Origin of the sequence: Enterobacter asburiae, from assembly GCF_007035645.1 — a bacterium.
GTDB lineage: Bacteria > Pseudomonadota > Gammaproteobacteria > Enterobacterales > Enterobacteriaceae > Enterobacter > Enterobacter asburiae_B.
This window is the reverse complement of record NZ_AP019632.1, coordinates 610,979-636,492: the sequence shown is the minus strand read 5'-3', so window position 1 is coordinate 636,492 and position 25,514 is coordinate 610,979. Positions and strand designations below refer to the sequence as shown.

The 25,514-nt window shown below is 58.2% G+C and carries 22 protein-coding genes and 1 riboswitch; of the genes, 8 read left to right on the top strand and 14 right to left on the bottom strand.

The genetic code is table 11. The annotated features are described in order from the left end of the window. Positions 1 to 5: 5 nt before the first annotated feature. From FOY96_RS03065 to FOY96_RS03055, 3 genes are read right to left on the bottom strand one after another with little or no spacing between them, the layout of a single operon-like run. Positions 6 to 1,046, bottom strand: coding sequence for a FecCD family ABC transporter permease (locus tag FOY96_RS03065; protein WP_143346484.1), 1,041 nt, complete (start codon positions 1,044 to 1,046; stop codon positions 6 to 8). Continuing rightward, positions 1,043 to 2,026: a FecCD family ABC transporter permease gene (locus FOY96_RS03060; RefSeq protein ID WP_033146659.1), complete on the bottom strand. Its 984-nt coding sequence runs from the start codon at positions 2,024 to 2,026 to the stop codon at positions 1,043 to 1,045. Before FOY96_RS03060 ends, FOY96_RS03065 begins: the two co-directional genes overlap by 4 nt. Next, complete coding sequence (locus tag FOY96_RS03055; protein WP_143346483.1) at positions 2,023 to 2,835, bottom strand: ABC transporter ATP-binding protein; 813 nt, start codon at positions 2,833 to 2,835, stop codon at positions 2,023 to 2,025. Before FOY96_RS03055 ends, FOY96_RS03060 begins: the two co-directional genes overlap by 4 nt. Positions 2,836 to 3,221: 386 nt before the next feature. Between FOY96_RS03055 and FOY96_RS03050 the strand changes: the two genes are divergently transcribed. Beyond that, positions 3,222 to 5,363, top strand: a complete 2,142-nt coding sequence (locus FOY96_RS03050; protein ID WP_143346482.1) for a TonB-dependent siderophore receptor — start codon at positions 3,222 to 3,224, stop codon at positions 5,361 to 5,363. Between the two features lie 83 nt (positions 5,364 to 5,446). Here the strand turns inward: FOY96_RS03050 and parE are convergent, their stop codons facing one another. The 5 genes from parE to nudF are packed head-to-tail and all read right to left on the bottom strand — an operon-like array spanning position 5,447 to position 9,855. Beyond that, positions 5,447 to 7,339 carry a DNA topoisomerase IV subunit B gene (gene parE / locus FOY96_RS03045; RefSeq protein ID WP_029740698.1) on the bottom strand — a complete coding sequence of 631 codons (1,893 nt, stop codon included), beginning with the start codon at positions 7,337 to 7,339 and terminating at the stop codon, positions 5,447 to 5,449. Positions 7,340 to 7,367: 28 nt separating this feature from the next. Then, on the bottom strand, positions 7,368 to 7,949 hold the full coding sequence (yqiA, locus tag FOY96_RS03040; protein ID WP_008502976.1) for an esterase YqiA: 582 nt from the start codon (positions 7,947 to 7,949) through the stop codon (positions 7,368 to 7,370). After that, positions 7,949 to 8,776 (bottom strand): 3',5'-cyclic-AMP phosphodiesterase, encoded by an 828-nt coding sequence (gene cpdA / locus FOY96_RS03035; protein ID WP_024906493.1) that lies wholly within the window; start codon positions 8,774 to 8,776, stop codon positions 7,949 to 7,951. The genes yqiA and cpdA overlap by 1 nt, the downstream gene beginning before the upstream one ends. Positions 8,777 to 8,803: 27 nt before the next feature. Then, on the bottom strand, positions 8,804 to 9,226 hold the full coding sequence (locus FOY96_RS03030; protein WP_003862516.1) for a DUF1249 family protein: 423 nt from the start codon (positions 9,224 to 9,226) through the stop codon (positions 8,804 to 8,806). Beyond that, entirely contained in the window at positions 9,223 to 9,855 is a 633-nt protein-coding gene (gene nudF, locus FOY96_RS03025; RefSeq protein ID WP_023333429.1) for an ADP-ribose diphosphatase, read from the bottom strand. Before nudF ends, FOY96_RS03030 begins: the two co-directional genes overlap by 4 nt. 204 nt (positions 9,856 to 10,059) lie before the next feature. Here nudF and tolC point away from each other — a divergent pair, with 204 nt between their 5' ends. From tolC to FOY96_RS03010, 3 genes are all read left to right on the top strand, one after another. Beyond that, complete coding sequence (tolC, locus tag FOY96_RS03020) at positions 10,060 to 11,538, top strand: outer membrane channel protein TolC (RefSeq protein WP_033146662.1); 1,479 nt, start codon at positions 10,060 to 10,062, stop codon at positions 11,536 to 11,538. A gap of 192 nt (positions 11,539 to 11,730) precedes the next feature. Next, positions 11,731 to 12,399, top strand: a complete 669-nt coding sequence (locus FOY96_RS03015; RefSeq protein WP_029740695.1) for a DUF1190 family protein — start codon at positions 11,731 to 11,733, stop codon at positions 12,397 to 12,399. A gap of 2 nt (positions 12,400 to 12,401) precedes the next feature. After that, positions 12,402 to 13,562, top strand: a complete 1,161-nt coding sequence (locus FOY96_RS03010) for a glutathionylspermidine synthase family protein (protein ID WP_069303316.1) — start codon at positions 12,402 to 12,404, stop codon at positions 13,560 to 13,562. A 92-nt stretch (positions 13,563 to 13,654) separates the two neighbouring features. On the opposite strand, the gene ygiD is transcribed toward FOY96_RS03010, so the two are convergent. Beyond that, positions 13,655 to 14,428: a 4,5-DOPA-extradiol-dioxygenase gene (gene ygiD, locus FOY96_RS03005; RefSeq protein ID WP_143346481.1), complete on the bottom strand. Its 774-nt coding sequence runs from the start codon at positions 14,426 to 14,428 to the stop codon at positions 13,655 to 13,657. A gap of 211 nt (positions 14,429 to 14,639) precedes the next feature. Here ygiD and zupT point away from each other — a divergent pair, with 211 nt between their 5' ends. After that, positions 14,640 to 15,413 carry a zinc transporter ZupT gene (zupT, locus tag FOY96_RS03000; RefSeq protein ID WP_033146665.1) on the top strand — a complete coding sequence of 258 codons (774 nt, stop codon included), beginning with the start codon at positions 14,640 to 14,642 and terminating at the stop codon, positions 15,411 to 15,413. A 32-nt stretch (positions 15,414 to 15,445) separates the two neighbouring features. Here zupT and ribB read toward each other — a convergent pair whose 3' ends face one another. Further along, entirely contained in the window at positions 15,446 to 16,099 is a 654-nt protein-coding gene (gene ribB, locus FOY96_RS02995) for a 3,4-dihydroxy-2-butanone-4-phosphate synthase (RefSeq protein WP_010435670.1), read from the bottom strand. Between the two features lie 106 nt (positions 16,100 to 16,205). Beyond that, positions 16,206 to 16,356: riboswitch (FMN riboswitch) on the bottom strand. A 119-nt stretch (positions 16,357 to 16,475) separates the two neighbouring features. On the opposite strand from ribB, the gene ubiK reads away from it, so the two are divergent. Then, positions 16,476 to 16,772, top strand: a complete 297-nt coding sequence (gene ubiK / locus FOY96_RS02990; protein ID WP_028014454.1) for a ubiquinone biosynthesis accessory factor UbiK — start codon at positions 16,476 to 16,478, stop codon at positions 16,770 to 16,772. 78 nt (positions 16,773 to 16,850) lie between these two features. Here ubiK and hldE read toward each other — a convergent pair whose 3' ends face one another. From hldE to FOY96_RS02975, 3 genes are read right to left on the bottom strand one after another with little or no spacing between them, the layout of a single operon-like run. After that, the gene (gene hldE, locus FOY96_RS02985) at positions 16,851 to 18,281 is read right to left on the bottom strand and encodes a bifunctional D-glycero-beta-D-manno-heptose-7-phosphate kinase/D-glycero-beta-D-manno-heptose 1-phosphate adenylyltransferase HldE (protein ID WP_048979123.1); all 1,431 of its coding nucleotides are present in this window, start codon (positions 18,279 to 18,281) and stop codon (positions 16,851 to 16,853) included. Positions 18,282 to 18,321: 40 nt separating this feature from the next. Then, on the bottom strand, positions 18,322 to 21,177 hold the full coding sequence (glnE, locus tag FOY96_RS02980; protein WP_143346480.1) for a bifunctional [glutamate--ammonia ligase]-adenylyl-L-tyrosine phosphorylase/[glutamate--ammonia-ligase] adenylyltransferase: 2,856 nt from the start codon (positions 21,175 to 21,177) through the stop codon (positions 18,322 to 18,324). 21 nt (positions 21,178 to 21,198) lie between these two features. Next, entirely contained in the window at positions 21,199 to 22,500 is a 1,302-nt protein-coding gene (locus FOY96_RS02975; RefSeq protein ID WP_045888205.1) for a CYTH domain-containing protein, read from the bottom strand. A gap of 229 nt (positions 22,501 to 22,729) precedes the next feature. On the opposite strand from FOY96_RS02975, the gene FOY96_RS02970 reads away from it, so the two are divergent. Both FOY96_RS02970 and FOY96_RS02965 read left to right on the top strand, forming a co-directional pair. After that, positions 22,730 to 23,350: a TIGR04211 family SH3 domain-containing protein gene (locus FOY96_RS02970; RefSeq protein ID WP_024906484.1), complete on the top strand. Its 621-nt coding sequence runs from the start codon at positions 22,730 to 22,732 to the stop codon at positions 23,348 to 23,350. A gap of 60 nt (positions 23,351 to 23,410) precedes the next feature. After that, positions 23,411 to 24,652, top strand: coding sequence for a multifunctional CCA addition/repair protein (locus tag FOY96_RS02965; protein ID WP_143346479.1), 1,242 nt, complete (start codon positions 23,411 to 23,413; stop codon positions 24,650 to 24,652). 10 nt (positions 24,653 to 24,662) lie between these two features. Here the strand turns inward: FOY96_RS02965 and bacA are convergent, their stop codons facing one another. After that, positions 24,663 to 25,484: an undecaprenyl-diphosphate phosphatase gene (gene bacA / locus FOY96_RS02960; protein ID WP_023333446.1), complete on the bottom strand. Its 822-nt coding sequence runs from the start codon at positions 25,482 to 25,484 to the stop codon at positions 24,663 to 24,665. Between the last annotated feature and the right edge of the window lie 30 nt (positions 25,485 to 25,514).

Genomic DNA, 25,514 nt, shown 5'->3' with positions numbered 1-25,514 from the left:
GTCCCCTAAAATCTGTCCCGACGCTGCCAGAGCAGCAGCAGGAAAAACGGTCCGCCAATCAATGAAATCACAATTCCCGCCGGCAGCTGCAGCGGGAGGAACGCCAGACGTCCGACGTTATCCGCCAGCAGCACCAGCAGCGCGCCCAGCACGGCGCTTCCCGTCAGGAGCGCGGTTTGCCCACCGCGCAGCAGCAGGCGCGCCATATGCGGGGCAATCAGCCCCACGAAACCTATACTGCCCACGCACGAGACGCAGGCCGCCGTCAGCACCACCGGGGCGAGAACCCGCAGCAGCGCCAGCCGGGTTATGCGCACGCCAAGGCCCGCGGCGGCCTGATTGCCAAGCAACGCCACGTCCGCAGCCCGTGCGGTAAACAGCAGCAGCGCAAACGCGGGGGCAGCCCAGAGCGCGGCTAACCCCACCAGCGTCCAGTTTGCCGCATGCAGGCTTCCCGCCAGCCACAGCATCGCCGTCTGCACGTCCCGCACGTCGGCGGTGGTGATAAAGACGCCCATTGCGGCGGCAAACGCCCACGACACGCCGATGCCGATCAGGATGAACCGCGGGCGCGAGATATCGCGCGCCAGGCCGATAACCAGCAGCGCGGTAAGCAGCCCGCCGGCCATGCCGACCAGCGGACGCCAGGCCAGGCCCAGCGCCGGGAACTGAAAAATCAGCAGCAGTACCGCCGCGCTACAGCCCTCCTTCACGCCAATAAGCCCGGGATCGGCCAGACCATTGCGGGTGATGGACTGCATTGCCGCCCCCGCCATGCCGAGCATCGCGCCGCACAGCACCGCCATCAGCAGGCGCGGCAGGCGGATATCCATCACGATGTAGCGCGTCTCCGCCGTCAGGCTCTCAGGAGAAAACAGCGCGCGCCCGATGGCGGAGGTGGGAACAGGCAGAGATCCGTGCGTCAGGCCAAAGCCCAGCAGGCTTAACGCCACCAGCGCTAAAAGCGTCAGGCACGCCAGCGCCCTCGGGCGAACCAGCGCCGATAAACGGCCAATACGGATCGCGCGGAATCCGGCCCGGTTCATTTGAACATCCTCGATGCCATAAAGATGAATACGGGTGCGCCGACCAGGGCCGTCATGATGCCGGTTGCCAGCTCCCAGGGCGTAAACAGCGTGCGGGCGGCGATATCCGCCAGCAGCAGAACCAGCGCGCCGCACAGGGCAGACAGCGGCACCATCACGCGTAAATCGACCGATACCAGACGGCGAATGAGCTGCGGCACGACCAGGCCGATAAAGCCAATCGGCCCGGCAATTGAGACGGCCGCGCCGCAGAGCAGCGCGATGGCCAGCAGGGCAAGCAGGCGGGTTTTCAGCAGCGACACGCCAAGCCCCTGCGCCATCCGGTCTCCCAGCGCCAGCATGTTGAGCGAGGGCGACAGCCCGATGGCGAGAACAAAACCGGCTGCTGCAGCCCACAGGGCGCTCCGGAGCGTCTGCACGTTGATCCCGGCCAGGTCCCCTGCCAGCCAGGTGCGCATGGCGAGCAGCGTCTGTTCATCGAGGATTAACACCGCGGCGGTAATCGACGAGGCAAACGCCGACATCGCCACGCCGCACAGCGTGACCTTCATCGGCGTAAGCCCGGTGCGACCGGACGAGGAGAACATCAGCACCAGCAAAAACAGCGCGGCGGCACCGGCGGCGGCAACGAGCGGGCGCCCAAACGGCAGCGACAGCCCAAGCGCGCTGGTAATCACGACCGCCAGCGCGGCCCCGGCGTTGAGCCCCAGAATATGCGGCTCGCCGAGCGGGTTGCGGATCACGGACTGCAGCAGCACGCCCGCCACGCCGAGCGCGGCGCCCGTCACCATCGCGGCGCTGAGGCGCAGCAGTCTTAATTTGATAATGACGTTATGGTCGAAATTGCGCGGATCGAAATGGAAAAATGCCTCCACCACCGTCTGCGGGGCGATGAAGCGTGCGCCGATGCCCAGATGCATAATCGCACCCAGCGCCAGCAGCAGTGCGAAGATCGGAAAGGCCAGAGAGGAGCGCATCATGGCTGAACGGTACTCTGGCGAAACGGCATAAAGAACGGCTTGCCGGTCAACGGGTTTATGGACATATGCACGTCGACATCAAACACCGCTTTGATCAGCTCCGGCGTGCAGACATCGCCCTCATGCAATACGCCTTCAACTTTCCCCTGGCGTAAAAAGACCAGCGAATCGCCGTAGTTTACGGCGAAGTTGAGATCGTGCAGCACCACCACGACGGTACGTCCGTGCCGGCGGGTCAGGGTGTGCAGCAGTTCCAGGATCTCCACCTGATAGCGGAGATCGAGAAACGTCGTGGGCTCGTCAAGCAGGATATACGGCGTTTGCTGCGCCAGCACCATGGCGATCCAGCAGCGCTGACGCTGGCCGCCGGATAAGCTTTCCACCGGCATATGGGCAAACTCTGCCGTGCCGGTCAGGCGCAGGGCCTCTTCCACCGCCAGCTCGTCCTCGTCGCTCCACTGGCGCATAAAGTTTTGCCAGGGAAAACGCCCGCGCGAGACCAGTTCAAAGACGGTCAGCCCTTCCGGGAGCAGCGGAGACTGCGGCAGGATACCCAGCTGGCGGGCGACGGCTTTGGTCGGCTGCTCGTGGATCGCCTTGCCGTCGAGAACTGCCGCGCCGCCAAGCGGCTGAAGCAAACGCGCAATGGTGCTCAGCAGCGTGGATTTTCCGCAGCCGTTCGCCCCTACCAGCACGGTCATTTTCTGCTGTGGGATCGCAAGGGAGATATCATCAACGATGATTTTTTTCTGATAGCCCGCAGAGAGGTTCTCCAGAACCAGTCCCGGTTTTTTTGTGTTGTGAGCCACGTGAATGCCAACGTAATAAAAAAGCGCAACAAATATAAATAAAAATCATTCTCTTTTGAGAGTTTGACGCTGCGCCATGTAGTAGTCAAGAGAAGAAACACCCTGATAAAACCAGGGGTAATCCTGAGGGAAAATGAACGCGAAACGGCTTGCAATAACAATTATTTCAATAGATTAATGATTATCCCGCTGCGCTTATACGCCCGGTTAAACGTTGTAGTCGTTTTTTTCTTTTTTCCATTTACTACTACATTCGCGCATGATTGAATGATTCTCAATTACATGTCCGATGCCCACCGTGGCTAACGGACAGACCGTAAAGGGCAATGACTCACACATTTTTCCGCGAAACGTCATTCGCGGGATATTTCGGGATAACAGATGTAATGGCTACGTTCACACCTTCACTCTCTGGGGTAAAAGGGCGCGCGCTCTTTTCACTGCTGTTTATGGCGCCGCTGGTGCAGGCAGCAGATAACACCGCGACTAAAGACGGCGAAACGCTTACCGTCACCGCCGATCCAAATACGACGGCGGAGGCCACGAATGGCTATCAGCCGTTGAATACCTCCACCGCGACGTTAACCAACATGCCGATGCTGGACATCCCGCAGGTGGTCAATACCGTCAGCGACAAAGTGCTGGCGGATCAGCATGCCACCACGCTGGATGAAGCGCTCTATAACGTCAGCAACGTGGTGCAGACCAACACCCTGGGCGGCACGCAGGATGCCTTCGTGCGCCGCGGATTTGGCGCGAACCGCGACGGCTCGATCATGACCAACGGCCTGCGCACCGTGCTGCCGCGCAGCTTTAATGCCGCAACCGAGCGCGTGGAGGTGCTGAAAGGCCCGGCCTCGACGCTCTACGGCATTCTCGATCCGGGCGGCCTGATTAACGTCGTCACCAAACGCCCAGAGAAGACCTTCGGCGGTTCCCTTTCCGCTACCTCGTCCAGCTTTGGCGGCGGCACCGGACAGGTTGATGTTACCGGCCCGATTGACGGCACGCGCCTGGCGTATCGCCTGACGGGCGAATATCAGAACGAGGATTACTGGCGTAATTTCGGCAACGAACGCAGCACCTTTATTGCCCCGTCGCTGACCTGGTTCGGCGACGACGCCACCGTGACCGTGCTCTATTCGCATCGCGACTATAAAACGCCGTTCGATCGCGGAACGATCTTCGATCTCAACACCAAAAAGGCCGTCAACGTCGATCGTAAAACCCGCTTCGACGAACCGTTTAACGTGACCGACGGCCAGTCCGATCTCGCTCAGCTCAACGCGGAGTATCGCCTCAACAGCCAGTGGACCGCGAAGTTCGACTACAGCTACAGCCAGGATAAATACAGCGATAACCAGGCCCGCGTGATGGCCTACGATTCAAAAACCGGCAACCTGACCCGCCGCGTGGATGCGACCCAGGGCTCGACCCAGCGTATGCACACGACGCGCGCGGATCTGCAGGGGAACGTGGACATCGCGGGCTTTTACAATGAGATCCTGACCGGCGTGTCGTATGAGAATTACGATCTGCTGCGTACGGATATGATCCGCTGTAAGAACGTTAAGGACTTCAATATTTACCACCCGAGCTACGGCAGCCTCGGCAAGTGCACCACCGTCTCGGCATCCGACAGCGATCAAACCATTAAGCAGGAAAGCTACTCCGCCTACGCGCAGGACGCGCTGTACCTGACCGATAAGTGGATCGCCGTCGCCGGAATGCGCTATCAGTATTACACCCAGTACGCGGGGAAAGGCCGTCCGTTTAACGTGAACACCGACAGCCGCGACGACCAGTGGACGCCGAAGCTGGGTCTTGTTTATAAGCTCACCCCGGCGGTCTCGCTGTTTGCCAACTATTCCCAGACGTTTATGCCGCAGTCGTCCATTGCGAGCTACATTGGTGACCTGCCGCCGGAAACGTCAAACGCGTATGAAATAGGCGCTAAATTCGACCTGTTCGACGGCATTACCGCCAACATCGCGCTGTTTGATATCCACAAGCGCAACGTGCTGTACACAGAAAGCGTGGGTGATGAAACCGTCGCCAAAACAGCGGGCCGCGTGCGCTCGCAGGGCGTGGAGGTGGATCTCGCCGGGTCGCTGACCGAGAACACCAACATTATCGCCAGCTACGGCTATACCGACGCGAAGGTTCTGGAAGATCCGGACTATGCGGGCAAACCGCTGCCGAACGTGCCGCGCCATACCGGCTCCCTGTTCCTGACCTACGATATTCACAATGCGTTTGCCGGGAATACCCTGACGCTGGGCGGCGGCGGGCACGGCGTAAGCCGTCGCTCAGCAACCAACGGTGCGGATTATTATCTGCCGGGCTATTTCGTGGCGGACGCGTTTGCGGCGTACAAGATGAAGCTACAGTATCCGGTGACGCTGCAGGTGAACGTGAAAAATCTGTTTGATAAGACCTACTACACGTCGTCGATTGCGACCAACAACCTGGGCAACCAGATTGGCGATCCGCGCGAAGTGCAGTTTACGGTGAAGATGGAGTTTTGATGTAAAAAAGCCCGGTGGCGCTAACGCTTACCGGGCCTACGATCCATTCCCTCTCCCGGCGGGAGAGGGTTAGGGTGAGGGCATCAGGCCTCAATATCCGCCATATCGCCTTTCTCCTGCAGCCAGTTACGTCGGTCTTCCGAACGTTTCTTGGCAAGGAGCATATCCATCATGGCGTTGGTTTGCTGCTCGTCTTCATCGCTGATCGTCAGCTGCACCAGACGGCGCGTGTTCGGATCCAGCGTCGTTTCGCGAAGCTGCATCGGGTTCATCTCGCCCAGCCCTTTAAAGCGCTGCACGTTCGGTTTGCCCTTCTTGCGCTTCAGCTGTTCCAGGACGCCCGCTTTCTCTTCTTCCGTCAGCGCGTAGTAAACCTCTTTGCCGAGGTCGATACGGTAGAGCGGCGGCAGCGCCACGTGGACGTGACCATTTTTCACCAGCGTTTTGAAGTGCTTCACGAACAGCGCGCACAGCAGCGTGGCGATGTGCAGACCATCGGAGTCCGCATCCGCGAGGATACAGATCTTGCCGTAGCGCAGCTGGCTCAGATCGTCGCTGTCCGGATCGATGCCGATCGCCACCGAAATATCGTGCACTTCCTGCGAGGCCAGCACTTCATCAGAAGAGACCTCCCAGGTGTTCAGGATCTTACCCTTGAGCGGCATGATCGCCTGATATTCACGATCGCGCGCCTGCTTGGCCGATCCGCCCGCCGAGTCCCCTTCCACGAGGAACAGCTCGGTACGGTTGAGATCCTGCGCGGTACAGTCCGCCAGCTTGCCCGGCAGCGCAGGGCCGCTGGTCAGCTTTTTACGCACCACTTTCTTTGCGGCGCGCAGACGACGCTGGGCGCTGGAAATGGCCATTTCGGCCAGCATCTCTGCTGCCTGCACGTTCTGGTTCAGCCACAGGGTAAACGCATCTTTCACCACGCCGGAAACGAACGCCGCGCACTGACGTGACGACAGGCGCTCTTTGGTCTGACCGGCAAACTGCGGATCCTGCATCTTCACGGAGAGCACGTAGGCGCAGCGATCCCAGATATCTTCCGCCGACAGCTTCACGCCGCGCGGCAGAATATTGCGGTATTCGCAGAACTCACGCATCGCGTCCAGCAGCCCCTGACGCAGGCCGTTGACGTGGGTACCGCCGAGCATGGTTGGGATCAGGTTGACGTAGCTTTCGGTCAGCAGCTCGCCGCCTTCCGGCAGCCACAGCAGCGCCCAGTCCACGGCTTCGGTATCGCCGCTAAAGTTACCGACAAACGGTTTTTCCGGCAGCGTCGGCAGGCCGTTTACCGCTTCGCACAGGTAATCGTTCAGACCGTCGGCGTAGCACCAGGTTTGTGCGGTATTGTTAACGTGATCGGTAAAGGTGATTTCCACGCCCGGACACAGCACCGCTTTGGCTTTCAGCAGGTGCGTCAGGCGAGAAACGGAAAAACGCGGGCTGTCGAAGAAGCTTTCGTCAGGCCAGAAGTGGACGCTGGTACCGGTGTTGCGTTTGCCGCACGTGCCGACAACCTGCAGATCCTGCACCTTATCGCCGTTTTCAAACGCGATGTTGTACACCTGACCGTCGCGACGGACGTTCACTTCCACGCGTTTGGACAGGGCGTTCACCACGGAAATGCCCACGCCGTGCAGACCACCGGAGAACTGGTAGTTCTTGTTGGAGAACTTACCGCCCGCGTGCAGACGACAGAGGATCAGCTCAACGGCAGGCACGCCCTCTTCCGGATGGATATCCACCGGCATGCCGCGCCCGTCGTCGATGACTTCCAGCGACTGATCGGCGTGCAGAATGACGTCAACGCGTTTGGCATGGCCCGCCAGCGCTTCGTCCACACTGTTATCAATAACTTCCTGGCCCAGATGGTTTGGGCGCGTCGTATCGGTGTACATCCCCGGGCGGCGGCGAACCGGCTCAAGCCCGGTGAGGACCTCAATGGCATCAGCGTTATAGGTTTGCGTCATGATTTAAACTAGCAATTCGCATTGATTGTCAGTGGCTGTGCAGTCCAAGAAAATCGACAATCTGGGTGAAATGATTCTCAAAGCCCGTGAAAGCATGGTTTCCGCCCTCTTCTATAGTCTGGCGGCAGGAGGCGTAATACGCCACTGCCTGGCGGTAATCCAGCACTTCATCACCCGTCTGTTGCAGCAGCCAGATGAGATCCGGTGCCTCAAGCGGGTCGACCTGCATAACTTTGAGATCGTAAATATGGCGTGACTCTAGCACATATTGCTGCCCGGTGTAGGGGTTCTCGTTTTCGCCAAGAAAGTCCCTCAGCAGCTCAAATGGCCGTACCGCCGGATTAACCACAACGGCGGGCAGCATGAAGCATTGTGAGAGCCAGGTGGCGTAGTACCCGCCCAGGGATGAACCGACCACACCGAAGGTTTCGCCGCCGTGCGCAAGCACAATAGATTCCAGCATCTCCGCGGCCTCTGCCGGGTAAGGCGGCAGCTGCGGGATAATCATCTCAACGTCGGGGTGATGCTCGCTCAGCCACTGGCGAAACTGTGTCGCTTTTGCAGAGCGCGGCGAGCTGTTGAATCCGTGCAGATAAAGGAGCGTAGACATCAATAGCCTTCTGAAGCGGTATCCGGGCGGAATTTTGCACCGGTCAAACGGCAGACTTCCGTGGTCAGCGTGCCGTCGGCATGCAGTTCCAGCCAGCGCCAGCCTGGCGCGATGGTATCCAGCGTAAAGTTGGCGCAGTGCGGCTTAAACTGAACGCAGGTCGACGGCGTCGCCAGCATGCGGCGTCCGTTCCAGTCGAGATCCTGTTCCTGATGAATATGTCCACACAGCAGATTTTTCACCCGTGGGAATTTCGCCAGCACGCGATCCAGCGCTGCGGAGTTGCGCAGGCTGTGCTGATCGAGCCAGCTGCAGCCCGCCGGCAGAGGATGATGATGAAGCAACAGCAGCGTGTGACGTTCAGGTTCAGCAGCCAGTTTGGTCTCAAGCCAGTCGAGCTGAAACTCGCTTAACTCACCGTGCGGGACGCCAAATACCTGGCTATCGAGCAGCAGGATCTGCCACTGTTCACCCGCAAAAACACATTTCGCCGGAGAAATCCCCGCATCCTGAAGAGAGCTGTACATGGCGGGCTGGAAGTCATGGTTTCCTGGCAGCCAGACGCAAGGCACGCTAAAGCTCGCGATGCCTTCAGCAAAATGCTGGTAGGCCGCGGAGGACTGATCCTGCGCCAGATCGCCCGTTGCGACAATCAGATCGCATGCACGGTTTTCAGCGTGAATGGCGCTAAGTACCGCCTGATAACTCTCCCAGGTGTTGACCCCCAGTAGCGTTTCATGCTTTTCGGCAAAAAGGTGGGTATCGGTGATTTGTAATATCCTGACTGGCGCCCCACCAGCAACAGTCAGGTTCAACAGGCTTTCCAAATGGTGTCCTTAGGTAGGTTTATGACGCTAACAAACCGGAATCGCCATTGCTCCATGTGCTAAACAATATCTTAGCCAGTCGGCTAAAAACTGGTTAATTTGATGCTTTTCGTCGCGTTGATGCAACTTTTTATTCGGGTAATCATACCGCGCCTTGAAGCGAAAGATCTGCTGGCTTGAACACACTTCAGCGACCATCGCGTCGTGATAGAGGCGCACCGTCATCGACGGCAGGCTCCAGTAGCTAATGCTGGGTGCCGTTTGCTCAATCTCCACCAGCGTAGTGTAGCGCGTTGATTCTGTTATCGTTAACCGATACTGCGCGTTGCTCACCTGATAGCTTACCGTTTCGCCGGGTGCGTCGTTTCGCGGCAGCAGGCGGCGCAACTGTGCGAAATTGGTTTCGCACAGGCGCATCATTTCTGGGAAGTCAGGCGTATAGCGCTTCATTTTTTCCACTCGTTTCGTAATGTCTGATAATGCAGCTGAAGCCATTGCAGGGCGATGACAGACGCTGCGTTGTCGATTTTCCCCTCTTCTACCCACTGATAAGCCTGTTCCCGGCTCACCACATGAACCCGAATATCTTCGTTTTCATCTGCCAGACCGTGGATCCCTTCCGCCGTCGTGGCGTCCACTTCGCCCACCATTATGGACAAGCGCTCGCTGGTACCGCCCGGGCTTGCCAGATAGCTCAGCACCGGTTTTGTACGGCCCACCACCAGTCCGGCCTCTTCCAGCGCCTCGCGACGGGCGACGTCTTCAACAGACTCACCTTCTTCGATCATCCCGGCCACCATCTCCAGCAGCCACGGGCTCTCACTGACGTCATAAGCGGCGATGCGGATCTGCTCCACCAGCACAACTTCGTCACGCACTGGGTCAAAGGGTAGCAAGACTGCCGCATGCCCGCGCTCAAAAATTTCGCGTCTGATTTCGCCGCTCATTTCCCCGTTAAACAGGCGATGCCTGAAACGGTAAAGATCCATTGAAAAAAAACCGCTATAAAGCGTTTCTCGTGCAATAATTTCTACATCGTTTTTGGCGAATGTCACGGGCAACTTTTCTGGTTTTTGCATGAGTCGAGTCCTGGTAGCAATGGTGATGAAATTGTGAATTTCAAGGCTGTTTGGCTGCCGTTTGTAAGGCTATATGGTAGATTGGTGCAAATTACCGCCAGATGGCACGTTACGCCAACCTTTTGGTATGGAAGATTCTGTTAGAATCGGCAATTATTTTTTAATTAGATCAGCGCTAATACTGCTTCACAACAAGGAATGCAAATGAAGAAATTGCTCCCCATCCTTATCGGCCTGAGCCTGACGGGCTTCAGTGCAATGAGCCAGGCGGAAAACCTGTTACAGGTCTACCAGCAGGCACGTCTGGGCAACCCTGATTTACGTAAATCAGCGGCCGATCGTGATGCTGCGTTTGAAAAGATTAACGAAGCGCGTAGCCCCTTGCTGCCACAGTTAGGTTTAGGTGCAGATTATACCTACAGCAACGGTTTCCGCGACGCTAACGGCGTAAACTCCAATGCTACCAGCGCCTCACTGCAATTGACACAGACGCTGTTTGATATGTCCAAATGGCGCGCCCTGACCCTGCAGGAAAAGAGTGCGGGTATTCAGGATGTGACCTATCAGACCGACCAGCAGACGCTGATCCTGAACACTGCCACGGCGTACTTCAACGTGCTGAGCGCGATTGACGCACTCTCCTACACCGAAGCGCAGAAACAGGCGATTTACCGCCAGTTAGATCAAACCACCCAGCGTTTCAACGTGGGCCTGGTCGCGATCACCGACGTGCAGAACGCCCGTTCACAGTACGACACCGTGCTGGCTAACGAAGTGACCGCGCGTAACAACCTCGACAACGCGCTGGAATCCCTGCGTCAGGTCACCGGGAATTACTATCCTGAGCTGGCGTCGCTGAACGTGGACAGCTTTAAAACGGATAAACCGCAGGCCGTTAACGCCCTGCTGAAAGAGGCGGAAAACCGCAACCTGAGTTTGCTGCAGGCGCGTCTGAGCCAGGACCTGGCCCGCGAGCAAATTCGTCAGGCGCAGGACGGTCATCTGCCAACCCTGAGCCTGAGCGCGTCTACCGGTGTCTCTGATACGTCCTATAGCGGCTCTAAAACCAATACGTCCCAGTATGACGACAGCAATATGGGTCAGAATAAAGTGGGTCTGAGCTTCTCCCTGCCGCTGTATCAGGGCGGTCAGGTCAACTCTCAGGTGAAACAGGCGCAGTACAACTTTGTTGGCGCGAGCGAGCAGCTGGAAAGCGCCCACCGCAACGTGGTGCAGACCGTGCGTTCCTCCTTTAACAACGTGAATGCCTCGATCAGCAGCATCAACGCCTATAAACAGGCCGTTGTGTCTGCACAGAGCTCTCTGGACGCGATGGAAGCGGGCTACTCGGTCGGTACACGTACTATCGTTGACGTGCTCGACGCGACCACCACGCTGTACAACGCGAAACAGCAGCTCTCAAGCGCGCGTTACCAGTACCTGATTAACCAGCTGAACATCAAACAGGCTCTGGGTACGCTGAACGAGCAGGATCTGCAGATGCTGAACAGCGCACTGGGCAAACCGGTCTCCACCTCTCCGGACAGCGTTGCGCCGGAGAACCCGGAGCAGGTTGCCGCGGTTGATAACTTCAACGCTAACAGCAGCACCCCTGCGGCACAGCCGGCCGCTGCGCGTACCACTACATCCGCCAGCAAAGGCAATAATCCGTTCCGTAACTAAGAGTGTTATCAGGCCCACTGCGGCCTGATGCCCTCCACCCCGCCCCTCTCCCACAGGGAGAGGGGCGCATCTGAATCACATCCGAACGTAAGCCAACGTAAAGATCCCCCTGATTCCGCCCCTCTTCGCTTCATTTTCAACCACTCATCCTCTATCCTGAGCGTTATTACCACTGGGTCCTGGAAGACAAACATGAAACGGACAAAATCCATAAATCACGCTTCGTTCCGCAAGAGCTGGAACGCGCGTCACCTCACCCCTGTTGCGCTGGCGGTCACGGCTGTCTTTATGCTGGCAGGCTGTGAGAAAAATGACGAAACGGTTTCGCTGTATCAAAACGCAGACGACTGCTCCGCCGCAACCGGCAAAGCCGCCGAATGTAAAACGGCTTACACCAGCGCTCTGAAAGAAGCGGAACGTACTGCGCCGAAATATGCCTCACGCGAAGACTGCGTGGCGGAGTTTGGTGAAGGTCAGTGCCAGCAGGCACCGGCTCAGGCAGGCACCGCACCTGAAAATCAGGCGCAGGCTCAGTCCAGCGGCAGCTTCTGGATGCCGCTGATGGCAGGCTACATGATGGGTCGTCTGATGGGCGGCGGTGCGGGCTACCAGCAGCAGCCGCTGTTTAGCTCGAAAAACCCGGCCAGCCCGGCTTACGGTCAATATACCGATGCCAGCGGCAAAGGCTACGGCGCAGCGACCCCTGGCCGCACCGTGAACGTTCCGAAAACGGCGATGGCGCCGAAGCCTGCGACCACCAGCACCATCACCCGCGGCGGGTTTGGTGAATCTGTGGCGAAGCAGACCAGCATGCAGCGTAGTGCGACAGGCACCTCCTCTACTCGCTCAATGGGCGGCTGATCATGGAACGAGTCAGTATCACCGAGCGCCCGGACTGGCGCGAAAAAGCCACCGAGTACGGTTTTAACTTCCACACCATGTACGGCGAGCCGTACTGGTGTGAAGACGCCTATTACAAGCTCACGCTGGCTCAGGTGGAAAAACTGGAAGAGGTGACGGCCGAGCTGCACCAGATGTGCCTGAAGGTCGTGGAAAAGGTCATCGACAGCGACGAGCTGATGGCAAAGTTCCGCATTCCGAAGCACACCTGGGGCTTTGTGCGCCAGTCGTGGAGAACGAATCAACCTTCGCTTTACTCTCGCCTGGATCTGGCGTGGGACGGCAAAGGTGAACCGAAGCTGCTGGAAAACAACGCCGATACGCCAACCTCTCTGTATGAAGCGGCGTTCTTCCAGTGGATCTGGCTGGAAGACCAGGCCAATGCCGGAAACCTGCCGGAAGGCAGCGACCAGTTTAACAGCCTGCAGGAAAAGCTGATTGAGCGTTTTGCCGAGCTGCGCGAACAGCATGGCTTTAACCTGCTCCATCTCGCCTGCTGCCGCGACACGGAAGAAGACCGTGGCACGGTTCAGTATCTGCAGGACTGCGCCGCCGAAGCGGAAGTGGCGACCGAGTTCCTCTATATCGAAGATATCGGCCTGGGTGAAAAAGGTCAGTTTACGGATATGCAGGACCAGGTGATAAGCAACCTGTTCAAGCTCTACCCGTGGGAATACATGCTGCGCGAGATGTTCTCCACCAAGCTGGAAGATGCTGGCGTACGCTGGCTGGAGCCGGCCTGGAAGAGCATCATCTCTAACAAAGCCCTGCTGCCGATGCTCTGGGAGATGTTCCCGAACCACCCGAACCTGCTGCCAGCCTATTTTGCGGAAGATGATTACCCGCAAATGGAAAAATACGTTGTTAAGCCGATCTTCTCCCGCGAAGGCGCAAACGTCTCGATTATCGAAAACGGCAAGACGCTGGAAGCGGTTGAAGGGCCATACGGCGAAGAAGGGATGATCGTCCAGGAGTTCTATCAGCTGCCGAAATTTGGCGACAGCTATACGCTGATTGGCAGCTGGCTTATCAACGATCAACCGGCCGGGATTGGCATTCGCGAAGATCGCGCGCTGATCACGCAGGATCTGTCACGCTTTTATCCGCACATCTTTGTCGAATAGGCCGCGGCCTGATGCCCTCACCCCGCCCCTCTCCCACAGGGAGAGGGTGCAAACACTAAAAACGGCAACCTGAGGTTGCCGTTTTGCTTTTATTACCCAATCTGCACCGACAGCATACTCAGACTACCCATCTCAATACCGTCGACCGGGATCGTCACCGGCTCCTGACCATCCCACGCGCCAAGAACGTACAGCAGCGGCAGGAAGTGTTCCGGCGTCGGGTTAGAGAGCGAACCGCCATCATGATCCAGATAGTTCACCAGGGGATGCTCCTCAGCCGGGCCTTGCCAGGTCAGGTTCGCTTTAACGTAGTCGTTAAAAGAGGTTGCCCACGGGTACGGCGTGTTCTCACCGTGCCAGCGTGCGGTACGTAGGTTATGCACCACGTTGCCGCTCGCAACCAGCATGATACCTTCATCACGCAGGGTTGCCAGCTTGCGCCCCACCTCCAGATGCCAGGCCGCCGGTTTAGTGCTGTCGATACTCAACTGCACCATCGGGATATCCGCGTCAGGATACATTTTAATCAGCACGCCCCAGGAGCCATGGTCAAAGCCCCAGGCTTCTTTATCCAGCGTCACAGGGACAGGTGCCAGCAACTCTACCAGCTTTTGCGCCAGCTCAGGCGAGCCGGGGGCCGGATAATGCGTGTCGTACAGCGCCTGCGGGAAGCCGCCAAAATCATGAATGGTTTTTGGCGCTTCCATGGCGGTAACGCCCGTCCCACGGGTAAACCAGTGTGCAGACACCACCACCATCGCTTTCGGACGCGGCAACGTCTCGCCAAGATGACGCCAGGCGCGGGTATAGACGTTGTCTTCCAGAACGTTCATAGGGCTACCGTGGCCTAAAAACAGGGCTGGCATACGGGAAGAAGTCTTGGTGATATCCTTACAGAAGGTGTCAATTTAATGGTGCTACATTACGCGCAATCCGGCAAAGATGAACGCAGATAAGCGTGAAGATCATCATCAGGAAATTTGAATGTAAGGAATGTGTAAAGCCGGGTTTTCACCCTCGCTTTGCCAGAAATGAATCATTTATATTAATGAGAATGATTATCATAAGGAGCAATGCATGTCAGTCCCCCTGATCCTGACCATACTGGCGGGCGCCGCGACCTTCATCGGTGCGCTCCTCGGCGTGCTCGGCCAAAAGCCCTCTAACCGCGTACTGGCCTTTTCACTGGGCTTTGCTGCCGGGATCATGCTGCTCATCTCCCTGATGGAGATGCTGCCTGCCGCGTTGGGCACAGAAGGCATGTCTCCGCTGCTGGGCTACGGCATGTTTGTCTTTGGCCTGCTGGGATACTTTGCCCTCGATCGGATGCTACCGCACGCGCATCCTCAGGATTTAATGCAGAAAAACGTGACGCCCATGCCGCGCAATATCAAGCGTACCGCCGTGCTGTTAACGCTTGGCATCAGCCTGCACAACTTCCCGGAAGGGGTCGCTACCTACGTGACGGCCAGCAGCAATCTTGAGATGGGCTTTGGCATCGCGCTGGCGGTCGCCTTACACAATATTCCTGAAGGACTGGCCGTCGCCGGCCCCGTGTATGCCGCAACGGGATCGAAACGCACCGCGGTGTTCTGGGCGGGGATTTCCGGGATGGCCGAAATCCTTGGCGGCGTACTGGCCTGGCTGATCCTCGGTAGTCTGGTCTCTCCGGTAGTGATGGCGGCGATTATGGCCGCGGTAGCCGGGATCATGGTTGCGCTTTCGGTGGATGAACTGATGCCGCTGGCGAAGGAGATCGATCCTAACAACAACCCCAGCTATGGCGTGCTGTGCGGAATGTCGGTAATGGGATTAAGTCTGGTTCTCCTGCAGACCGCAGGAATCGGGTAAAAAAACGCCGGGATATCCCGGCGTTTTTATTTTCAGCTGGCTTTGCGCTCGTGCGCCTGGCGATACTCAACCAGATCTTCAATCGTGACCACCGGCATGTTGTGCAGGCGGGCAAAGGTAATGCATTCCGGCGCGCGCGCCATGGTGCCGTCATCGTTGGTCAGTTCGCACAGCACGCCAGCAGGTTTGAAGCCAGCCAGCGTCACCAGGTCGATCGTCGCTTCGGTGTGACCACCGCGGGTCAACACGCCGCCCGCCTGCGCACGCAGTGGGAAGACGTGGCCTGGACGGTGCAGATCGGATGGCTTCGCACCATCAGCAATCGCTGCACGTACGGTGGTCAGACGGTCAGCCGCAGACACACCTGTGGTCACGCCATGCGCCGCTTCAATGGTCACGGTAAAACCGGTACCAAAGGCGCTGGTGTTGTTTTCGACCATCATCGGCAGCTCGAGCTGCTTACGACGATCTTCGGTAATACACAGGCATACGATGCCGCTGCCGTGACGGATGGTCAGCGCCATCTGTTCAACGGTCATGTTTTCGGCGGCGAAAATCATGTCGCCTTCGTTTTCACGGTTTTCATCGTCAAGCACCATCACACCGCGGCCTTCGCGCAGTGCATCCAGTGCATGTTCAACACGTTGAGTTGAAGTGCCAAAAGAGGAAAGTAGCGTCTGATTCATGGTAAAAAAACCTCATTAACATTATGGTTACCAGAATCAGGGCAGTCTTAGGAGCGCCGTATAAGCGGCAAAAAGATAACGTGAGCGGGCCCATGCCCGACTTGATCGTTACTCTCTCCCATCCGGACTCTAACCGTCGGCCCCGGAATTACACCGGATCTGCTGACCTTTGAGTATTCACCCAAAGCGCTCGCGGGCTTTCAGCGTCACGCTGATTTACCGCCGGTGGGGAATTTCGCCCCGCCCTGAGAATAAGCGAGATAACTATAACGCTATTGATTATCCTGGGCAATGCATAAGCATCAAACAATTTTGTTTACCCCGGGCATGACGCGCTACAATGGACACTAACACTTTTCCATCAAGGGAAACGCCAATGATTGACCCGAAAAAAATTGAGCAGATCGCGCGTCAGGTTCATGAATCTATGCCAAAAGGCATTCGTGAATTTGGTGATGACGTAGAAAAGAAAATCCGCCAGACGCTCCAGGCGCAGTTGGTTCGCCTTGATTTAGTCAGCCGCGAAGAGTTTGACGTGCAGACCCAGGTTCTGCTGCGCACCCGCGAGAAGCTGGCGCTGCTGGAACAGCGTCTGAGCGAGCTGGAAAACCGCAATGCGCCGGAAGAAGTGAAGCCGGCACCGGCCATTCCACCGGTGGATGACCAGGAGTAAGTGCGGCCTGATGCCCTCACCCCAGCCCTCTCCCACAGGGAGAGGGAGAAAAAAACGGGCCAGCTGGCCCGTTTTTTTTTACTGACTGTCTTTCTGGATCTTCTTGATGATGTTGGTGGTTGAGCACCCGTCCTCAAAGTTGAGCACCATCACCTCGCCGCCGTTCGCCCAGACCTCTTCGCTACCCGCGATTTGCTCCGGCTTGTAATCCCCACCTTTTACCAGCAGGTCCGGCAGAATGCCGGCAATCAGGCGCTGCGGGGTATCTTCTTCAAACGACACCACCCAGTCCACCGCTTCCAGCGCGCCGAGCACAATCATGCGCTGCTCGAGCGGGTTCACCGGACGCGTTTCGCCCTTCAGGCGTTTCGTCGATGCATCGCTGTTAACCGCCACAATCAGGCGATCGCCCAGCTTGCGCGCGTTCGCCAGATACGAAACGTGGCCCGCGTGCAGAATGTCGAACACGCCGTTGGTCATCACCACTTTTTCACCACGCTTGCGCGCGGCGGCAACGGCCACCTTCAGCTCGTCTTCGGTCATGACGCCAAAACCGGTATCCGCACGACCGCGCACCGCGTTTTCCAGCTCGATTGGCGAAACGGTTGAGGTACCGAGTTTACCGACGACCACGCCCGCCGCGGCGTTAGCGAAGTAGCACGCCTCTTCCAGCGAGTTTCCTGCTGCCAGCGTCGCCGCCAGCACGCCGATCACCGTATCACCGGCACCGGTCACGTCGTACACTTCCTGCGCCTGGGTTGGCATATGCAGCGGCGCTTTGCCCGGCTGCAGCAGCGTCATCCCCTGCTCGGAGCGGGTCACCAGCAGCGCGGACAGCTCGAAGTCAGCAATGATCTTCATGCCGCGCTCAACCAGTTCGTCCTCGGTTTTGCACTTACCCGCCACCGCTTCAAACTCGGAGAGGTTTGGCGTCAGCAGCGTCGCGCCGCGATAGCGCTCAAAATCGGTCCCTTTCGGGTCGATCAGCACCGGCACGTTGGCTTTACGCGCCAGCTGAATCATCGTTTGCACGCTCGCCAGCGCGCCTTTGGCGTAGTCGGACAGCACCAGCGCGCCGATATTGCCCAGCGCCTGGTTGATACGCTCGTGCAGCGGCTCAGGATCAACGCCTTCGAACCCTTCTTCAAAGTCGAGGCGGATCAGCTGCTGGTTGCGCGACAGCACGCGCAGTTTCGTAATCGTTGGGTGGGTCGGAACAGAAACGAAGTCGCACTTCACGTTCACGTCCGCCAGCGACTTGCTCAGCGCGCGCGCCGCATCGTCGATGCCGGTAAGGCCCACCAGACGCGACTGCGCGCCCAGAGAGGCAATGTTCATCGCCACGTTTGCCGCGCCGCCGGGACGCTCTTCAATGGTGTCGACCTTAACCACCGGTACCGGTGCTTCCGGAGAGATGCGGCTGGTAGGCCCATACCAGTAGCGATCCAGCATCACATCCCCAACAACCATTACCCCAGCACGTTCAAACTCTGGCAGTGTTACTTTCATTCCTGACTCCAGAAAGATTCACAATTTGCGCGCGATAATATCACACTTGATTTGTTACGCACGGTTCCACCAGCCACTTCTGCCAGCTGGCCGTTACCTGAGCACGTTCATGAGCAAAACAGTCCAGCGCCACGTGCCCCGGCTGCTCCTGCAGCGCCAGGTGGTGAAGCTCATCGCGCAGCGTCGTATAGGCGCGGGTTAAGGCCTGCGCCTCCTGCTCGTCCATGATGTCGTTTTGCGCCAGCAGCTCCAGAATGCGCACGTTATCGGACCAGCGCGTCAGCTTCGGCTTGTCGTGGGCGTGCAGCAGCACCAGATACTGGGTAATGAACTCAATATCGGTAATCCCGCCCTCGTCGGCTTTAATATCAAAGCGATCGCGGTGTTTATTGCCGAGATGCGCGCGCATTTTCTCGCGCATTTCGCGAACTTCCGTTTGCAGCGTGCTGCCATCACGCACGGTGGTCATAACCTCCTTACGGATGACGTCAAACTGCGTTTTGAGCTGCGGATCGCCATACACCACGCGAGCGCGCACCAGCGCCTGATGCTCCCACGTCCAGGCTTCATTCTTCTGGTAATCGGCGAAGGACTCCGTCGAGGTCACCAGCATGCCCGCCGCGCCGGACGGACGCAGGCGCGCATCCACTTCATACAAAATGCCCGACGAGGTGCGGGTGCTGAAAAGATGCATAATGCGCTGCGCCAGGCGAAGGTAGAACTGGCGCCCGTCAATTTCACGCTCGCCGTCGGTCATTACGTCAACCGGACAGTCGTGCAGGAAGATTAAATCCAGATCGGAGCTATAGCCCAGCTCCCAGCCGCCAAGCTTGCCGTACCCCACGACCGCAAAGCCGCGTCCTTCACGTTCGGCCAGATGTTTCGGCTGGCCGTAGCGCGCCACCATCTGCACCCACGCCTGATGGACCACCGCGTCGATGATCGCCTCAGCAAGCCAGGTTAAGTGATCGCTCACTTTCATCACCGGCAGCGTTCCGGCGATGTCAGCCGCCGCCACGCGCAGCATCTGCGCCTGCTTAAACTGGCGCAGCGCCTCCAGCTGTTGCTCTTCGTCTTCTTCCGGCACGCGCAGCAGATACTGACGCAGCTCGTCCCGGTAGGCATCCGTCGCCGTGGGCTGATACAGCGTGTTCGGATCGAGCAGCTCATCCAGCAGCAGCGGGTAACGCGCCAGCTTGTTGGCCACCATCGGCGACGCGGCGCAGAGCGTAATCAGGTGCTTCAGTGCCCCCGGAAACTCGCTCAGGAGTTCCAGATACGTGGTACGCGTGATGATCCCGCTCAGCAGCGGCATCATGCGCGACAGCGGCACCGGCGCGTCCGCCCGCGAGCAGACCTCGCTCAGCAGGTGCGGCATCAGGTGATCCAGCACCTGACGACCTCGCGGGCCGATGGCGCGTTTGTTCAGCTCAAGACGGAAATCCGCGATCAGCGCCACCACGCGATGGCGGGCGTCGTCGGTTAAGTGCGTCAGCACCGGCGTGGTGTCATCTTCCTGGAGCGCGTCCTGCCACAGCTCGCGCCAGTGCTCGGAAAGGGCATCGTCCGGTGATTCACTTTCGTCATCACCGATCAGCTCGTTAAAGATGCGGCGCACGCCTGCCATATGGGCATCCAGCCGTTCGGTTAACGCCGCCCAGTCGTCCACACGCATGCCCCAGGCCAGGCGCGCCCGGTTAAGGTCATCGCCCGGCAGGGTCTGGGTCTGTTCGTCGTTGATGCTTTGCAGCAGGTTTTCCAGACGACGCAGGAACAGATAGGCCTCGCGCAGGGTTTGCGCGTCGCCGTCCGGCAGCAGGTGCAGCTGCTCGATGGCGCTCAGCGTCGGCAAAAGCGAGCGGGACTGCAGGGACGGCTCACGACCACCGCGAATAAGCTGGAAGACCTGAACGATAAATTCGATTTCACGGATGCCGCCCGCGCCGAGCTTGATGTTGTCCTTCAGACCACGACGGCGCACCTCACGGGCGATCATCCCTTTCATATTACGCAGGGACTGGATCACGCTGAAGTCGATATAGCGACGGAATACGAACGGGCGCAGCATGGCGCGCAGCTCGTTGGCGTAAGCGTCGTCGCTGTCGCCCATAATCCGCGCTTTAACCATCGCATAGCGCTCCCAGTCGCGCCCCTGCTCCTGGTAGTAATCCTCCAGCGCGGCAAAGCTCAGCACCAGCGGTCCGCTGTCGCCAAACGGGCGCAGGCGCATGTCCACGCGGTAAACAAAACCGTCCTGCGTCGGCTGATCCAGCGCCTTAATCAGACGCTGACCGAGGCGGGTAAAGAACTGGGCGTTGTCCAGCTCGCGACGGCCGCCGCGCGTGGAGCCGTTCTCGGGCCAGGCAAAAATCAGGTCGATGTCGGAGGAGAAGTTCAGCTCGCAGCCGCCCAGCTTGCCCATCCCCAGAATCAACAGCGGCTGAGGAACCCCTTCCTCGCTGCACGGCGTGCCCCACTCTTTACAGCAGGCGGCGTAGAGCCAGTCGCGCGCGGCGACAATCAGCGTTTGCGCCAGCTCGCTTAGCTGCTGCAGCGTGCTCTCTTCGCTCACCCGCTCCAGCGCCTGAGCCCAGGCAATGCGCACCATCACCCGACGGCGGAACTGGCGCAGGACGCGCATCAGCGTGGCTTCATCCGCAACGTCTTCGAGTGCGGTTTGCAGCCAGCCGGCGTAATGCCGCCACTCGTCCGCCTGCGGCGGCGCGTTCTCAAGCTCTGCCAGCCAGTCCGGGTTGGCGGTGATGCTTTCCTGCACAAAATCACTGAAGGCGAGCACGCTCTTCGCCTGCTCGCTTAACGATGACGCCGGTAATGACTCAGGCAGACGTTCGCAAACGGTCTGCCACTGCTGCTGTAACGGTGAAGAAAGCGGCATTATAGGGGTTCCTTGCCAGAGTTAACGTTTTCCGCTGTGCAGCCAGAACGGCTCCTGCGAAATGGCCTCGTTACGGAAATGCTCAATCTCAATATGCTGGCGGGTTTCAATGGCATGCTTCAGCCCCTGCCAGTTTTCCAGCCAGGCCTGGGTTTTAACGCCGTCATAAGCGCCGGAAAGCAGCAGCATGCTGTCGATGTTGCGCGACAGACGGGGAAGCTGATCGCCATACTGGTCCCCGAGCGGATACGCAAAGGTGCTCTTCAGCTCGGCGGCATGACGGGAAAGATGAATATCCGCGAAACGCTTAAAGTTTTCCGCGATTTTGGCCTCCGCTTTCGCATCCAGGAAGGCGCGCCAGCCGCGCGTCACCAGAAACTCGGTCAGCGCCAGTTTTGCCGAAGCGGCTTGCGGGCTGTAGATCGCCGTTTGCGCCGATACGTCGGAGAGCATCAGCGTTTCGGTTTGCGTCAGCAGGTCACGTAAGTGAGCGCTCGCTTTGCGAGGAACAATACCGCCGAACAGCGTCAGGGTATGGCGCACCAGGGCAATCGCCGCCAGCACGTGGGATTTCGCGTTTTTCACATTTCGCACCCACAGCTCTTCATGGTATTGCCACTGAGAAAGCGCCAGCTCCAGCGCGGCTTCCAGGCCCTGTTCAACGCTGGCTTTCGGCGCAACGTGCAGGATGGTCGTCTCTTTCAGCACGCGCGGCGCATTTCCGGCGGCCAGATGGTAACCCCGCGCGGCTTTACTCAGGCTTCCCTGACGCAGTCCGGACTGGTTCACCAGCCTGCGCGCCAGCTTCAGCACGTCATTCGCGTCCCCTTCCAGCAGCTCAAGCTCGAGTTCGCAAATCGGTTCCTGGCACTCACCCGCCTTCACGTCGCCCAGATCGAGGGCGATTTCGATGCGGCTTTTGCCTTCCGTCACCAGCCATTTTTCGCGCCAGAAATCAGTGCTGAACAGCGGCTGCACCTGTTCCGCCAGCGTGGAAGGCAGTTCGCCATCCGGCCAGACTTCCGTCGGGAAACGTTCCAGCTCAAGTTCTGGCTTGCTGATGTCGATATTGTATTCCGGGCGCTGATGTAAACCGCCGACCACGCGGCCGGCAATTTTCATCGTCATCTCGTAGCGCCCGCTCGCGCCGCGGATGCGCAGCCCCATATCGTGGCGGCGCAGCCAGTTGTCTGGCGTTTCGTAATAGATATTAAGCAGTTGTACCGGTTCATGGTGTTCGCCGGAAAGCGTATGCAGATGCTGGCGGAGTGCGTCAACGCTGTCTTTTTCGACGATAAACTTTAATTCGATTTCTTGTGCCATAGCCTTGTACTTTTGCGGGCGTCACAGACGCGTCAATGAGGGCGAACTTCCTCGCCATTTGTTTGTCAGTACATAGTATTTTGCGCCAAATTGCCATGCAATGAGCAATTTGTCGGGCGTAAATGTATAGAGTCGTGACACAGATGATTCTGATTGCTGACGAATGCTTTGCGTAGAGACACTGTTGCCACTACTATCGTTCCACTATTTATGAAAATAACGACTAATGATGCTTAAATTACGCCTGATTGGACTTACTTTACTCGCTTTTAGCGCCGCAACCGCAGTGCACGCTGAAGAGAAGCGTTACGTTTCTGACGAACTGAACACCTGGGTACGCAGTGGCCCTGGAGATAATTATCGCCTCGTGGGCACGGTGAATGCCGGCGAGGAAGTCACCCTGTTACAGACCAACGCGGACACCAATTACGGTCAGGTTCGCGACAGTACCGGCCGTACGTCCTGGATCCCGCTGAAAGAGCTGAGCACCGTGCCAAGCCTGCGCACGCGCGTTCCCGATCTGGAAAACCAGGTGAAGACCCTGACCGACAAGCTGAACAACATCGACGGCACCTGGAACCAGCGCACCGCTGAAATGCAGCAGAAAGTGGCGCAAAGCGACGGGGTGATTAACGGTCTGAAAGAAGAGAACCAGAAACTGAAAAACGAGCTGATTGTCGCGCAGAAGAAAGTGAATGCCGCTAATCTGCAGCTCGACGACAAACAGCGCACCATCATCATGCAGTGGTTTATGTATGGCGGCGGCGTGCTGGGCGTGGGTCTGGTGCTGGGTCTGGTCCTGCCGCATCTGATCCCAAGCCGCAAGCGTAAAGATCGCTGGATGAACTAATTCGTCTTCTCTGCCAGACTTACGTATCATTCTGGAAAAGAGAAAACGGGAGAGTTGGGCGTGAAGAGTTATCTGGTCGGTGGTGCGGTACGTGATGCGTTGTTAGGTCTGCCGGTCAAAGATAAAGACTGGGTGGTGGTTGGCGCTACCCCTGAAGAGATGCTCGACGCGGGCTACCAGCAGGTAGGCCGCGATTTTCCCGTTTTCCTTCACCCGAAAAGCCGTGAAGAGTATGCCCTGGCGCGTACCGAGCGGAAATCGGGCTCGGGCTATACGGGCTTCACCTGCTATGCCGCGCCGGACGTGACGCTGGAGCAAGATCTCCTGCGCCGCGATCTCACCATCAACGCGCTGGCGCAGGACGAGGACGGGCAGATCGTTGACGCCTATGGCGGTCAGGACGATCTGCGCAACCGCCTTTTACGCCACGTCTCCCCGGCGTTTTCTGAAGATCCGCTCCGCGTGCTGCGCGTGGCGCGCTTTGCCGCGCGTTACGCCCATCTCAGCTTCCGGATTGCCGATGAAACAATGGCGCTGATGACCGCCATGACCGAGGCGGGCGAGCTTGAACACCTGACGCCTGAGCGCGTCTGGAAAGAGACGGAAAATGCCCTCACCACGCGCAACCCGCAGGTCTTTTTCCAGGTCCTGCGCGACTGCGGCGCGCTGAAGGTGCTGTTCCCGGAAATAGACGCGCTGTTTGGCGTGCCCGCCCCGGCAAAATGGCACCCGGAAATTGATACCGGCGTACACACGCTGATGACCCTGAGCATGGCGGCCATGCTCAGCCCTGACGTGGACATGCGCTTTTCCACCCTGTGCCACGATCTCGGCAAAGGCTTAACGCCAAAAGAATTCTGGCCTCGCCACCACGGGCACGGCCCGGCGGGGGTGAAGCTGGTCGAGGGGCTGTGCCAGCGTCTGCGCGTGCCGAACGAGATCCGCGATCTGGCGAAACTGGTGGCCGAGTTCCACGATCTGATCCACACCTTCCCTATTCTGAAACCGGCCACCATCGTTAAGCTTTTCGATAACATCGACGCCTGGCGTAAACCCCAGCGCGTCGAGCAAATCGCGCTCACCAGCGAAGCTGACGTGCGCGGTCGTACCGGGTTTGAAGCGTGCGATTACCCGCAGGGACGCTTACTGCGCAAAGCCTGGGACGTAGCGAAAGCGGTGCCCACGAAGGACGTTGTCGAAGCGGGATTCAAAGGGCCGGAAATTCGCGAAGAGCTCACGAAACGGCGAATTCAGGCGGTGTCGGACTGGAAGGAAAAGCATTGCCCTCAGCCGAAAGACTGAGGGCCATCGGTCAGAAGAAGACCACGTACACCGCAGCCGCCACGATAAAGCGATAGATCGCGAACGGAATAAACGAGATACGCTTAATCAGCTGCAGGAAGGTTTTAATGGCAATCAGCGCCACGATAAACGCGGTGATGAAGCCGACGGCGAACATCGGAATGTCGCCAGCCGTCAGGAAGTGATAGCTCTTATAGACGTCGAGTACGGTGGCGCCCATCATCATCGGCACCGCCAGCAGGAACGAGAACTCTGAGGCGGCGTAACGGCTTACGCCCATCAGCATCCCGCCGGAGATGGTTGCGCCTGAACGCGAGAAGCCCGGCCACAGCGCCAGACACTGGAAGCAGCCAATGATAAACGCCTGACGATACGTCATATCGTCCAGACCTTCCGCGCGCGGCGTTTTTGGCTTCAGCACTTCCGCGGCGATCAGCAGGAAGCCCCCCACCACCAGCGCGTACATTACGTTAATCGGGTTAAACAGCGATTTGATGGCGTCGTGGAACACCAGGCCCAGCACCACCGCAGGGATCATCCCGAGCAGAATATGGATCAGTGACAGACGACCTTTACCGGCCCCCTCGTGCTGAGGCGGACGGCCAAAATGGATGCCGATCAGGCCAAACAGGCGACGCCAGAACATCACGACCACCGCCAGAATAGACCCCAGCTGGATCACCACTTCAAACGTTTTTGCGGTATCGCCTTCAAAGCCCAGCAGATGGCCAACGATAATCATATGGCCCGTACTGGAGACCGGCAAAAACTCCGTCAATCCTTCGACCACACCCAGTATTGCCGCCACCAGCAGCGAGTGCATATCGCTCATCTATAAACCCCTAAAAAAGATATAAAAAAA